Here is a 12,823-nt window from a genome sequence, read left to right as displayed (position 1 = left end):
GAACATGCGCATCCGCATCATCGGCGCCGGCGCGGCGGGGCTGACCGCCGCTTACGAGCTTGTCACCCGCGCCCAAGCGTCGGGCCGCGATCTCGCACTGCAAATCGTCGAGAAAAACCTTGGCCCGGGCCAGGGCTGCTCCTTCCACGCCGGCGGCATGATCGCGCCCTGGTGCGAGGCCGAATCGACCGAGCCGATCGTCGCAAGCCTTGGCGCCGAGGCGCTGGAATTCTGGACCAGAGCGGCGCCGCTCGCCGAAAGGCGCGGAAGTCTCGTCGTGGCCCCGGAGCGTGATCGCGCCGAACTGGTCCAGTTCTCGCGCCGCACCTCGCATTTCACCACCCTCGATCGCGCCGGCCTCGCCGCGCTGGAGCCCGACCTCGCCGGCAATTTCTCGGGCGCGCTCTATTTCGAGGAGGAGGCCCATCTCGATCCGCGCGCGGCGCTGGCTTTTCTGGCGAAAACGCTCGCCGCCGAGCCCAACGTGATTTTCGATTACGGCGTGGACGCCACGACCCTTCCCGACGATTGCGACTGGACGCTGGATTGCCGCGGCTATGCCGCCAAGCCCGATCTCGCGGGCTTGCGCGGCGTGAAGGGCGAGATGATGGTCCTGCGCTCGGCCGACATTAAACTCGCCCGGCCGGTCCGCATGCTCCATCCCCGCCATCCCGTCTATGTCGTGCCGCGCGCCGACGGAACCTTCATGGTTGGCGCCACCATGATCGAGAACGAGGAGCGGGCGCGGGTCACCGCGCGCTCGCTGGTCGAACTGGTCAATTCGGCTTTCGCGATCCATCCGGCTTTCGGCGAGGCCGAAGTGGTCGAAACCGGCTCCGACCTGCGGCCGAGCTTCTGGGACAATCTGCCGCGCATCCGCCGCGAAGGCCGCAAGCTTTATCTCAACGGACTCTACCGCCACGGCTTCCTTCTGTCGCCGGCCCTGGCCCGCCGCGCCGCGCAAATCGTGCTGGAAGACGCCCATTTCCCGGAGGTCATGGATGAAGATCGTGGTCAATGGCGAGACGCGCGACGTGCGCGCGCCTGATCTCGCCGCTCTGCTCGCCGAACTCGACTTCCCCCCCGAACTGGTGGCGACCGCCGTGAACGAGACTTTCATTCGCGCCAAGGAACGCCGGATCTGCGTGCTCGCCGAGGGCGACCGCGTCGAAATTCTCACGCCCCGTCAGGGAGGCTGAGCCATGAGCGACCTTCTTTGTTTTTACGATGTCGAGTTGAAATCGCGCCTGCTGGTCGGGACGGCGCAATATCCCTCGCCCGCCATTCTCGCCGACTCTCTTTTGGCCTCGCGCACGGAAATCGTCACCGTGTCGCTGCGGCGCGAGGCGGGGGGCGCGCGTGCGGGCGAAAGCTTCTGGAGCATGATCCGCTCGCTCGGCCTGCGCGTGCTGCCCAACACTGCCGGTTGCCGCACGGTGAAGGAGGCGGTGACGACCGCGCAGATGGCGCGCGAATTGTTCGCCACCAACTGGATCAAGCTTGAGGTGATTGGCGACGAGGACCTGCTCGCGCCCGAGGTTTTCGGTCTGGTCGAGGCCGCGCGCATCCTTTCCGACGAAGGTTTCGCCGTCTTTCCCTATACGACCGACGATCTCGGGGTGGCGGAAAAACTGCTCGACGCCGGCTGCAAGGTGCTGATGCCCTGGGGCGCGCCGATCGGTTCCGGCAAGGGACTCAACAATATCTTCGCTCTGCGCGCGATGCGGGCCCATTTCCCGGATACGCCGCTGGTGGTGGACGCCGGGCTCGGCGCGCCGTCGCAGGCGGCTCACGCCTTCGAGCTTGGCTATGACGCCGTGCTGCTCAACACCGCGATCGCGCGGGCCGGCGATCCGGTCGCTATGGCGCGCGCCTTCGCCGCCGCCAGCGAGGCGGGCCGGGCGGCCTTCCTCGCCTCGCCGATCGAACCGCGCGACATGGCCGCGCCCTCGACTCCGGTGCTGGGCCGTGCCTTTTCATGAGCCTCGACCCGTTCTACCTCATCGTCGATCATGTCGATTGGCTCCGGCGCCTGCTGCCCTGCGGCGTCAAACTGGCCCAGCTTCGGGTGAAAAACGCCGCCGAGGACGATTTGCGCGCCCAGATCATCGCCGCGCGCGACCTCTGCCGCTATTTTGGCGCGCAACTGATCGTCAATGATTACTGGCGCCTCGCGCTCGAGTTGGGCTGCGATTTCGTCCACCTCGGCCAGGAAGACCTGATCGACGCCGACCTCGCCGCCATTCGGCGCGGCGGGCTGAAACTGGGCGTCTCGACCCATGACGACGCCGAACTGGCGAAAGCGCTCGCCGCCAGGCCCGATTATGTCGCGCTCGGGCCGATCTTCCCGACCCTGCTGAAGAAAATGCCCTGGGCGCCGCAGGGCCTAGAAAAAATCGGGCGGTGGAAGCAGAAAATCGGCGCTTTGCCTCTCGTCGCCATCGGCGGCCTGACGCCGGAACGCGCCGTGAGCGCCTTGAGCGCCGGCGCCCAAAGCGCGGCGGTCGTCACCGACATCACGCTCAATCCAGACCCGGAAGCGCGCGCCCGGCAATGGGTCGCGACGACGCGGGCCTTTGTTTGAGCAGCGGACTGGAAATCTCGTCCGGCGTCGCTTCGGCCCGCATCGCCTTGCGGGGCGCCGAGCTGAAAAGCTGGCGCGTCGGCGGGCTGGAGCTGATCTGGCCGGGCGACGAAAAATATTGGGCGGATTCGGCGCCGATCCTTTTTCCCGTCGTCGGCTGGACGCGCGACGGCGTTTCGGTGGAGGGAAGGCGTTACCCGCTCGGCCTCCATGGCTTCGCGCGCGGCGAGGAATTTTCGCTCATCGAACAGACGGCGGACCGCGTCCTGCTGCGGCTGCGCGCCAATGAGCGGACGAGCACGCTTTATCCATTCGCCTTCAGGATTGATGTAGAATATCTTCTTTATAACAATGTATTGAAGATTATTCTTCATGTCATGAACGAGGGCGGCGCCGCCATGCCCTTCGCTTGCGGCCTGCATCCCGGCTTCAACTGGCCGCTGCCCGGCGCGAGCGGCGAACATTTTTTGCGCTTCGACGCCGAGGAGCGCGCCGAGGTTCCGATCATCGCGCCGGGCGGGTTGTTCTCGACGCGGCGCCGTCCTATTCCGCTGCGCGGCCGCGAGCTTATGCTGACCCCGGACCTGTTCGAGGAGGCCTTGTGCTTTCTCGACGCCAACAGCGCCGGGCTGGAATTCGCCGCCGCAGGCGGGTCCAGCCTGCGCATGGAGCTGGAGAATTTTCCCCATATCGCTTTGTGGTCGCTTTCCGGCGCCCCCTTCCTCTGCCTCGAAGCCTGGACCGGCCATGGCGACCCTGAGAATTTTGCTGGCGACCTGTTCGCCAAGCCGTCGATGCGGATCCTGGCGCCGGGCGAAAGCGCCCGCAGCGCCGCAAGTTTTCTTTGGCGCCCATGAAAGGACTGAAACCCCGGATCACGCTATGACGCGCCATGCATGATCGCTCCCTTCTGACCCGGCCCGGAAGCGCCCGGCGCAATGTCCTGCTTTTCCTGATCGGCCGGGGGCTGGTCGCTTTCGCGTCGCAGATGCTCGCGGTCGCCCTGGGCTGGCAGGTCTACGCCTCGACCGGCAGCGCCCTGACGCTTGGCTTCGTCGGGCTGGCCCAATTCCTGCCGCTTCTGGTCCTGCTGCGCTGGAGCGGCGCGGTCGCGGACCATTTCGACCGCCGCAAGGTCGCAAGTTTCGCCGCGCTCGGCCAGGCGGCCGCCTCGTTGGCAATCTTCGCCGTCGCCGCGAAGGGCGCGCCGGTCTGGATGCTCTATCCGGCGCTGTTCGCGCTCGGCTCGGCGCGGGCTTTCGCCGGCCCGGCCAATTCCGCGCTCCTGCCTGAGATCGTCGATACGGAGACCTTTCCGCGCGCCGTCGCCATGTCCACCACGGTGTTCCAGATGGCGACCATCGCCGGCCCGGCGCTCGGCGGCCTGCTGTTCGCGGCGTTTGGGCTTAAAATCTTCCCGTTCTGCGCGGCGCTCGCCCTCGGCGCCGCGCCAGCCGTGTGGGCGATCCGGCGTCCAGAGGGCGCGGGCACGCGCCCCGAGCTCGACCCGGCGCAACGCGACGCATTGGCGGGGCTTCGCTATATCTGGTCGAACAAGGTCGTCCTGGGCGCGATCTCGCTCGACCTGTTCGCGGTGCTGTTCGGTGGCGCGACGGCCCTGCTGCCGATCTTTGCGCATGACATTCTCCATGTCGGACCACAGGGCCTCGGCATTTTGCGCGCGGCGCCGGCGGCGGGCGCCGTCGTCGTCAGCCTGGTTCTGACGACCTTCCCGCTGCGCCGCGGCGCGGGACGGAAAATGTTCGTCGCCGTCGCCGGTTATGCGCTGGCGACCGTGGTTTTCGCTTTGTCGACGTCCTTTCAGCTGTCGCTCGCCGCCATGGCGGCGCTCGGCGCCTTCGACGTGGTGAGCATGGTGGTGCGCCAGACCCTGATCCAGCTCGCCACGCCCAATGAGATGCGCGGGCGGGTGTCGGCGGTCAATTTCGTGTTCATCGGGGCGTCAAATCAGCTCGGAGAGTTCGAATCGGGCGTCGCCGCCGCGATCATCGGGCCGGTCGGCGCGGCTTTGTTCGGCGGCTGCGCCGCGCTGGTCGTGGCCGCGGTCTGGGCGGCCATGTTCCCGCAATTGCGCAAGGCGGACGCGATCGGGGGTTAACAAGCCGCCTAAGCTCTGCCACAAGCGTGAAAATGTTGCGGGAGCCGGACATGACCCAGACAATCATAAAACCCTCGGCCGGAAAGGCGCTGCTGATCGACGGCAAGGCCGCCTCCACCGCCGTGCTGGAGCGCGTCGCCCGCGAGGCCGAAGGCATGAAGATCAAGCCCGGTCTCGCGGTCGTTCTGGTCGGCGAGGACCCGGCGAGCCAGGTCTATGTCAGGAACAAGGGCAGGGCGGCGCAATCCTGCGGCTTCCATTCCGTGCAGCACGATCTTCCGGCGACGACCGGCGAATCGGAGCTGATCGGCCTGATCGGCAGGCTCAACGCAGACCCCGCCATCCACGGCATTCTCGTGCAACTGCCGCTTCCCGCCGGAATCGATTCGACGAAAGTGCTCGAAACCATCTCGCCCGACAAGGACGTCGACGGTTTCCATCCGGTCAATGTCGGCCTGCTGGCGACGGGCCTCGTCGAGCGGGCTTTGGCGCCCTGCACCCCGGCCGGGGCCATGCTGCTGATCGAGGAGGCGGCGAAAGCGCTTCAGCGCGACATTTCGGGAGCGGAAGCGGTCGTTGTCGGCCGCTCCAACATCGTCGGCAAGCCGATGGCGCAAATGCTGCTGGCGAAAAACGCGACCGTCACCATCGCCCATTCGCGCACCCGCGATCTGCCCGGCGTCGCGCGCCGCGCCGACATTCTGATCGCCGCCGTCGGTCGCCCGGAAATGATCCGCGGCGACTGGATCAAGCCGGGCGCTTTGGTGATCGACGTCGGAATCAACCGCGTTCCCGGCGCCGAGCCCGGCAAGACGCGGCTGGTCGGCGACGTCGCGTTCGCCGAGGCGCTCGAAGTCGCCGGCGCGATCACGCCGGTCCCCGGCGGCGTCGGCCCCATGACCATCGCCATGCTGATGGCGAACACCCTGCGGGCGGCGAAACGCGGCGCGGCCTGACGCCGCCCCTTCTCGTTGCGGGCTCCCGCCGGTTCGATTCATATTGCGCCGCGATTCAAAGAGTAAGCCGGAGGCTGACGCATGGACATCGGGTTCATTGGACTGGGGCAAATGGGAAGCGCCATCGCCCATAATCTGGTGAAGGCGGGGCATAGCGTCGCCGTCTGGAACCGCAGTCCCGAAAAAACCAAGGCACTGGTAGAGGCGGGCGCGCGAAAAGCGGAAACGCCAGCCGAGGCCGCGGGCGGCAAGGTTGTCGTCACCATGCTGGCGCATGACGCGGCGGTCGAGCGCGTCGTCTTCGGCGAGGACGGCGTCCTCGCTTCTCCGGCGCGGCCGATCCATGTCTCGATGAGCACCATCGGCATTGGGCTCGCCGAGCGCCTGACCATGGCGCATGCCGGAGCCGGCGGCGGCTTTGTCTCGGCGCCCGTATTCGGCCGGCCCAACGCCGCCGAGGCCGGCAAACTCTTCGTGGTCGCCGCCGGCGCCGCCGAGGCGCTCGCCGTCTGCGCCCCGCTGTTCGCGGCGGTCGGCCAGCGCACATTCACCGTGGGCGAAGATCCCAAGGCGGCGAATGTGATCAAGTTGTGCGGCAATTACATGATCATGGCCGCCATCGAATCACTGGCGGAGGCCATGACTCTCGCCGCCAAGAACGGGGTGGACAAGGCGAGCCTGCTCGAAGTCCTGACCAGCACTTTGTTCAGCGCCCCTGTTTTCAAGACCTATGGCGAGATTTTGGTCCACGAGCAATTCAAGCCGGCGGGTTTCGCGGCGCCGCTCGGCCTCAAGGACATGAACCTCGTCGACGCCGCCGCCTTGAACGCGAAGGCCTCCATGCCCGTCCTCGCCGTCCTGCGCAGCCAGCTCGTGACGGCCATCGCGCGTCACGGCGAGGAAGTCGATTGGTCGGCCATCGCCAAGGTCGTGGACGAAAACAGCGGCGTTTGAGCATCGCGTTCTGGCTGCTTCGACGTTCTGGCGATCTGCGCGGGGACGTGCGGACAGCGCGGCCGGGTTCGGTCCGGGACATCGGCCTCATCGATTTCGAGCCCGCGCTCGATCTCTATGAAGGCGCGCGCCGCCGGAGACAAGCTCCCGCCGCGACGGGTGATGAAGCCATAGTTGAGACGCAGCCACGGCAGGCGCCACCGAAAATAGATCAGGCGCGCAATCCAGCCCTCATGCGCTGTCTTGCCGCCAATGACCGTTATGCCGCCGGGCGCGGGCTGTGAAAAGACCACGCGATCGGCGCTAAGCAATCGCGGTGAGCGTTACGTTCAAGCCTTCGTCAATCTCGTATCAATTCGCCTGTGGTTGAGCCATTTTGTCAAAAATTACCTTCGGACATTACGGATATGACGAAGTTATTCTCGTGGGTAAGCTTAACACCGTTACATAATGAGCTAACCAGCTCCTAAAGTGTTTGGCCTGGGGAGGCGGAAAGATGAGTTGGAAGACAGCCACGTTGGGCGCGGCGATTGGCGCGGCGGTATGCGTTTCGCCGGCGGCGGCCGAGAATGCGACAAAGCAGCCCAACTTCGTCATCATATGGGGCGACGACATCGGCCAATCGGACATCAGCGCTTATTCCCACGGCGTGATGGGCTTCCATACGCCGAATATCGACCGCATCGCTAAGGAAGGCGTGATGTTCACCGATTATTACGGCGAACAGAGCTGCACGGCCGGCCGCGCGTCCTTCCTCACCGGCCAGTCCGGCCTGCGCACCGGCCTCACCAAGGTCGGCCTGCCGGGCGCCACGCTCGGCCTGCAAAAGGAAGACCCGACGATCGCGGAGCTGCTGAAGCCGCTCGGCTACGCCACCGGGCAGTTCGGCAAAAACCATCTCGGCGACCGCAACGAGTTCCTGCCGACGGTCCATGGCTTCGACGAATTTTACGGCAATCTCTACCATCTGAACGCCGAGGAAGAACCGGAGCTGCCGGATTATCCGAAAAATCCCGCTTTCCGCGCCAAATACGGGCCGCGCGGCGTGCTCGACTGCAAGGCGTCGGATAAGGACGACCCGACGGTCGATCCGCGTTTTGGCCCGGTCGGCAAGCAGGTCTGCAAGGACACCGGCCCGCTCACCAAGGCGCGGATGGTGACCATCGACGACGACATCGCCAATCGCGCGGTCGATTTCATCAAGCGGGAGCATGAGGCCGGCAAGCCGTTCTTCGTCTGGGTGAACTTCACCCACATGCATTTCCGCACCCATACCAAGCCGGAGAGCATCGGCCAGGCCGGGCGCTGGCAGAGCCCCTATCACGACACGATGATCGACCACGACAAGAACGTCGGCGAAATCCTGAAGGCGCTCGACGATCTGGGCCTCGACGACAATACCTTCGTCATGTATTCGACCGACAACGGCCCGCATATGAACTCGTGGCCGGATGCGGCGATGACGCCGTTCCGCAATGAGAAGAACTCGAACTGGGAAGGCGCCTATCGCGTCCCCGCCATGTTCCGCTGGCCGGGGCACATCAAGCCGGACACGGTGTCGAACGGCATCGTCTCGCATCTCGACATGTTTCCGACGATTCTGGCGATGGCGGGCGAACCGGAAGTCGCCGAAGACCTGCGCAATGACAAGAAGGTCGGCGATATGACCTACAAGGTCCATCTCGACGGCTATGATCTCGTTCCCTACCTGACCGGGAAGACGGACAAGGACCCGCGCGAGTCGTTCTTCTACGTCAACGACGACCAGCAGCTCGTCGGCCTGCGCTACGACAACTGGAAGCTGGTGTTCATGAAACAGGACGCGCCCGGCACCCTCAAGGTCTGGGCCAATCCTTTCACGACGCTGCGCGTTCCGGAAATCTACAATCTGCGGACCGATCCCTACGAGCGCGCGACGATCACCTCGAACACCTATTACGACTGGCTGCTCGACCACGCCTTCCTGCTCGTGCCGGCGCAGGATTACGTCGGCAAGTTCCTGTTGACCTTGAAAGACTACCCGCCGCGCCAGAAGGCGGCGAGCTTCAACATGAATGAAGTGATGGACAAGCTGAAACAGCCCGGCGGCGCGCCGGACTGACGCGTGAAACTCGGCCCCGCGCGCTTTTTTTTTCGCGCGCGGGGCCACACGGGCGCCGCCGCTTTTTTGCCGGCGTCGGCGGCCTTGGGCTCAAAACCCTGTTTCCTTACGAAGAATTTAGTTTGCGGTCCCGATCCGGCCAAATTTCGGGTTCAGCCTTGTCCGCGTCTTCGCCCTTCAGGGAGACCTTCATGCGAACTTCCAGAAATTTCGTTCTCGCCGGCGCGGTCGCGCTGGCTTTGGCCGGCGGCGCCGGGCTCGCGCTCGCGCAATCCATGCATGTGATGACGGTTCCGCTGCCCGACGGCGGTCTCGCGCGGATCGAATATTCCGGCAATATCCCGCCGCGCGTGGCCTTCGCGCCCGAACCCGTAGCGTTCGGATATGCCCCGCCGGACGCGGCCTTCGCGGCGTTCGACCGGATTTCCGCGCAGATGGACCGCGACATGATCCTCCGCCTGGACGCGCTGATGAGCGACATGGCCATGCCTGCGCCCATCGTCGCTCCTGACCGGATGATCAATGTTGGCCTGGACAATCTGCCGCCGGGCGCGATGCAATATTCCTATGTCTCGACCATGGGCGATAATGGCGGCTATTGCATGCGCTCCATGGAGATGGTGCAGGACGCCCCCGGCGCCCGGCCTCATGTCGTGACCCATATGTCGGGCGATTGCCGCGGCGTGGGCGTGCGTTTCAACGGCCCGGCTTTCGTCCAGCCGCGGAACAGCGCGCCGAGGATCGACGGGCAACCCTGGCAGGGCGGCCATCGCGCCGGTCCGGAACTGCTGAACGTGAATTATCAGCCGACGCGCTAAGGGCGTCAGCCCGAAAATCCGAAGCCGCCTTACGGAAAAGATGATGCTTTGATTGCGCGCCCGCGCGACGAAGGTCCCGGCGATCCCTCCCGCGCCGCGCCTTCGTCGCGCGGGCGCGCGGCCATTAAGTCACGGCCCGGATGACGCGGCAAAGGACGCCAGCGTCAGTCCCGCGGCGAAAATAACAATGAAAACCACAGCTGGAATGGCGGCGACGCTTTTTATCAACGGCGCTTTTCGTCAGTTCTCGCGCTGCGGCGCCCTCTCGCCGAGAGCCGGCCGCCGCCAGGCGCTCATCGTCATGGCGCGCCTGTTCTGCTGCGGGCCGCCGGCCGGAAAGCGGCATCTCTCAGCTGTCGCGAGCGCCGTGGCCAGGCCGGCGAGAATGACGATGCCGCCCTCTGCGTTCTTGACCCGAATCGATGCGCCCGGATAATTTCTCATCATCAGGGCGACTATTTCGACCTCTCGCCAGGCGGCGGCGAGATCGTCAAGATCCCTCGTCCGGACAAGCAACGGCGGCCTTCCGGCGCGAACGACCTCGAACGAGAACAGCGTCATGGCGGCCTCATGTTAAGGGCGGCTGACACTAGCCATGCCGTGATCAGGTGTCATCTAGCGCCGCAACAGGATCGATGCTGCGCTGCCGCATGGCGGCAGAGGTCGTGTCCTTGCAGGGCCTCAGGGATAAAGGCCTCGCTCCATATGGGCGGTCAGCACGCGTTCGCAAGCGACGATGAAAGCCGCCGTGCGCAGGGAGACACCCCGCCGCTCAGCGGTCTCCCAGATATGGCGCAGCGCGCCGCGCAGGATTTTGGCGAGCCGGTCGTTGATTTCATCTTCCGTCCAGAAATAGCTGGCGAAATCCTGAACCCATTCGAAATAGCTGACGGTTACGCCGCCGGCGTTGCAGATGACGTCGGGCACCACGGTGACGCCGCGCGAGGCCAGAATGTCGTCCGCCTCGGGCACGGTCGGGCCGTTGGCGCCTTCGAGCACGAGCCGGGCCTTGATCCGGTTGGCGCGCGCAGCGGTCAGCTGGCCCTCCAGCGCCGCCGGAATGAGGACGTCGCAGGGTATGTCCCAGAACGCCTCGCGGTCGATGGTTTCGCCATGGGGGAAATGCGCCACTCCGCTGTTTTTCCGGGCGTGCGCGACAAGCTCGGCTACGGGCAGGCCGGACGGATTGGCGACGGCGCCGCGCGAATCCTGAACCGCGACGATCTTCGCTCGGGCCTCGGCGAAAAGCTCGGCGGTGGTCGCGCCGACATTGCCGAAACCCTGGATGGCGATGCGCGCGCCTTCCATCGCCATGTTCAGGCGTCTTATGGCGTCGCGACCGATCACGAACACGCCGCGTCCGGTCGCCGGGGCCCGGCCGAGGGAGCCGCCGAGATTGATCGGCTTTCCGGTGACGACGCCCGTGCTCGCCAGCCCGGTGTTCATGGCGTAGGTGTCCATCATCCACGCCATGATCTGGGCGTCGGTATTGACGTCCGGCGCCGGAATATCCTGCTGCGGCCCGATGATCCCGCCGATTTCGCTGGTATAGCGCCGCGTGACGTGCTCGATTTCCTTCCGCGACAGCTTTTTGGGGTCGAGCCGGACGCCGCCCTTGGCGCCGCCGAAAGGCAGATTGACCGCGGCGTTCTTGATCGTCATCCAGCCCGCGAGCGCCATGACTTCTTCGAGCGTGACGCCCGGATGAAAGCGCACGCCGCCCTTTCCCGGGCCTCGCGCCAGATTGTGCTGGATGCGGAAGCCTTCGAAATGGCCGATCGAGCCGTCGTCCATTTCAATGGGAACATCGACGATCAGCGTTCGTTTCGGGCGGCGCAGGGTTTCCGCCATTTTCGCAAGCGCCCCCAGATGAGGGGTCACGCGTTCGATCTGTTCGAGGAAGGTTCCCCAGGGGCCGGCAGGTTCGGGATGGACGTAGGATATGCCGCTGCGAAAAGCCGATGCGCGATCGTCGGTCACGTTCGTTTCCTTCCCGTTGCGCCTTGCGCCCTCAAGCGGCGACGTGCCGAACATAGGCTTTCCGGCGCGCGACGCCGAGATGTGAAGGAACATTTTTCCGCGACGACGCTTAGACCTTTGACGGAACGATTCGGTTCCGGTGCCGGCGCGGCGCCGGGATGCTCCGGCCGGAGGCGGCTGACGACAATCATGGCGGGCGCATGATCAAACGCATGGTTATTATGCTTGCGGCCGTCGCGGTCGTGTTCGGATTGATTTTCGGCTTTCTTTCGTTCAAGCGTCGCATGATCGCCGGGGCGATCGCGGCGATGAAAAATCCGGCGCAAACCGTATCCACGACGACGGCTCAAGCCGAGGACTGGCAGACCCGGCTGCGCGCGGTCGGCAGCGCGCGGGCAGTCAATGGTGCGGATGTGAGCGCGCAGGTCGCCGGCATCGTGTCCGCGATCCATTTCAAGTCGGGAACGGACGTCAAGGCGGGCGATCTCCTCCTGGAGCTCGTCTCCACGGCGGACTTCGCCCATCTCGACGCCTTGAAGGCGGCGGCCCACCTGGCCCAGCTCAATTATGACCGCGACAGCAAGCTGAACTCCATGGCGGTCAGCCGGCAAGCAGTCGATACGGATCTGGCGACGCTTCAGAGCGATCAGGCTCAGGTCGCGGAGCAGCAGGCCCAGATCGAATACAAAAAGGTCCGCGCGCCGTTCTCCGGGCGGCTCGGCATACGTCAGGTCGATCTCGGCCAATATATCGCCGCGGGCGCGCCGATCGTGACGCTGCAGCAGATCAAGCCGATCTATGTCGATTTCCATGTGCCCCAGCAGGCGCTCGCGAGCATTGCCGTCGGCCAGGAGGTGAATGTGACGGTGGACGCCTTCCCCGGCGAAAATTTCGCCGGCAGGATTTCCTCCATCAGTTCGCGGATCGAAAAGGCCACCCGCACCGTCGAGACGCGCGCCGTGCTGGCCAATGCCGACGAGAAGCTGCGCTCAGGCATGTTCGTCAATGTGGAGATCGTGGTCGGGTCGCCGAAGCGTTACGTCACGCTGCCGGAAACGGCGATCGCCTATAATTCATACGGCGACATCGTCTATCTCGTGGAGCGGCGGGGCGACGAGCTCATCGCCCATCAGACCTTCGTCAAGACCGGCCCTACCCGGGGCGATCAGGTCGCCGTGATCCAGGGCGTCAAGCCGGGCGACGTCGTGGTGACGGCGGGGCAGTTCAAGCTCCGCAACGGGTCGAAGGTGAAGATCGACAATCAGATTCAGCCGCCCAGCGACGCCCATCCCAAATTGTCCGAGGATTAGG

General features: G+C 65.2%; 14 protein-coding genes. 12 read left to right on the top strand and 2 right to left on the bottom strand.

The window, feature by feature from the left end; translation table 11 throughout:
* Window positions 1-4: 4 nt before the first annotated feature.
* From K2U94_RS12135 to K2U94_RS12085, 11 genes are all read left to right on the top strand, one after another.
* Window positions 5-1,048, top strand: coding sequence for an FAD-dependent oxidoreductase (locus K2U94_RS12135; RefSeq protein ID WP_243067460.1), 1,044 nt, complete (start codon window positions 5-7; stop codon window positions 1,046-1,048).
* Entirely contained in the window at window positions 1,002-1,199 is a 198-nt protein-coding gene (gene thiS / locus K2U94_RS12130; RefSeq protein WP_243067459.1) for a sulfur carrier protein ThiS, read from the top strand. The genes K2U94_RS12135 and thiS overlap by 47 nt, the downstream gene beginning before the upstream one ends.
* A 3-nt stretch (window positions 1,200-1,202) precedes the next feature.
* Entirely contained in the window at window positions 1,203-1,982 is a 780-nt protein-coding gene (locus K2U94_RS12125) for a thiazole synthase (RefSeq protein WP_243067458.1), read from the top strand.
* Complete coding sequence (locus tag K2U94_RS12120) at window positions 1,979-2,584, top strand: thiamine phosphate synthase (RefSeq protein WP_243067457.1); 606 nt, start codon at window positions 1,979-1,981, stop codon at window positions 2,582-2,584. Before K2U94_RS12125 ends, K2U94_RS12120 begins: the two co-directional genes overlap by 4 nt.
* Entirely contained in the window at window positions 2,554-3,441 is an 888-nt protein-coding gene (locus K2U94_RS12115; RefSeq protein WP_243067456.1) for an aldose epimerase family protein, read from the top strand. The genes K2U94_RS12120 and K2U94_RS12115 overlap by 31 nt, the downstream gene beginning before the upstream one ends.
* A gap of 35 nt (window positions 3,442-3,476) precedes the next feature.
* Window positions 3,477-4,703, top strand: a complete 1,227-nt coding sequence (locus K2U94_RS12110; RefSeq protein WP_243067455.1) for an MFS transporter — start codon at window positions 3,477-3,479, stop codon at window positions 4,701-4,703.
* Window positions 4,704-4,753: 50 nt separating this feature from the next.
* A complete protein-coding gene (locus K2U94_RS12105) occupies window positions 4,754-5,659 on the top strand; it encodes a bifunctional 5,10-methylenetetrahydrofolate dehydrogenase/5,10-methenyltetrahydrofolate cyclohydrolase (RefSeq protein WP_243067454.1) in 906 nt (301 codons plus the stop codon).
* An 81-nt stretch (window positions 5,660-5,740) separates the two neighbouring features.
* Window positions 5,741-6,613 (top strand): NAD(P)-dependent oxidoreductase, encoded by an 873-nt coding sequence (locus K2U94_RS12100; RefSeq protein WP_243067453.1) that lies wholly within the window; start codon window positions 5,741-5,743, stop codon window positions 6,611-6,613.
* A complete protein-coding gene (locus tag K2U94_RS12095; RefSeq protein ID WP_243067452.1) occupies window positions 6,610-6,897 on the top strand; it encodes a hypothetical protein in 288 nt (95 codons plus the stop codon). The genes K2U94_RS12100 and K2U94_RS12095 overlap by 4 nt, the downstream gene beginning before the upstream one ends.
* A gap of 212 nt (window positions 6,898-7,109) precedes the next feature.
* Window positions 7,110-8,714 (top strand): arylsulfatase, encoded by a 1,605-nt coding sequence (locus tag K2U94_RS12090; RefSeq protein WP_243067451.1) that lies wholly within the window; start codon window positions 7,110-7,112, stop codon window positions 8,712-8,714.
* 191 nt (window positions 8,715-8,905) lie between these two features.
* Entirely contained in the window at window positions 8,906-9,532 is a 627-nt protein-coding gene (locus K2U94_RS12085; protein ID WP_243067450.1) for a hypothetical protein, read from the top strand.
* Window positions 9,533-9,772: 240 nt separating this feature from the next.
* Here the strand turns inward: K2U94_RS12085 and K2U94_RS12080 are convergent, their stop codons facing one another.
* Window positions 9,773-10,093: a hypothetical protein gene (locus tag K2U94_RS12080; protein ID WP_243067449.1), complete on the bottom strand. Its 321-nt coding sequence runs from the start codon at window positions 10,091-10,093 to the stop codon at window positions 9,773-9,775.
* Between the two features lie 120 nt (window positions 10,094-10,213).
* Entirely contained in the window at window positions 10,214-11,512 is a 1,299-nt protein-coding gene (locus tag K2U94_RS12075) for a Glu/Leu/Phe/Val family dehydrogenase (protein ID WP_243067448.1), read from the bottom strand.
* Window positions 11,513-11,712: 200 nt separating this feature from the next.
* Here K2U94_RS12075 and K2U94_RS12070 point away from each other — a divergent pair, with 200 nt between their 5' ends.
* Entirely contained in the window at window positions 11,713-12,822 is a 1,110-nt protein-coding gene (locus K2U94_RS12070) for an efflux RND transporter periplasmic adaptor subunit (RefSeq protein ID WP_243067447.1), read from the top strand.
* Window position 12,823 lies beyond the last annotated feature (1 nt).

Origin of the sequence: Candidatus Rhodoblastus alkanivorans, from assembly GCF_022760755.1 — a bacterium.
GTDB classification, from domain to species: Bacteria; Pseudomonadota; Alphaproteobacteria; order Rhizobiales; family Beijerinckiaceae; genus Rhodoblastus; species Rhodoblastus alkanivorans.
This window is presented reverse-complemented; position numbering and strand designations above follow the sequence as displayed.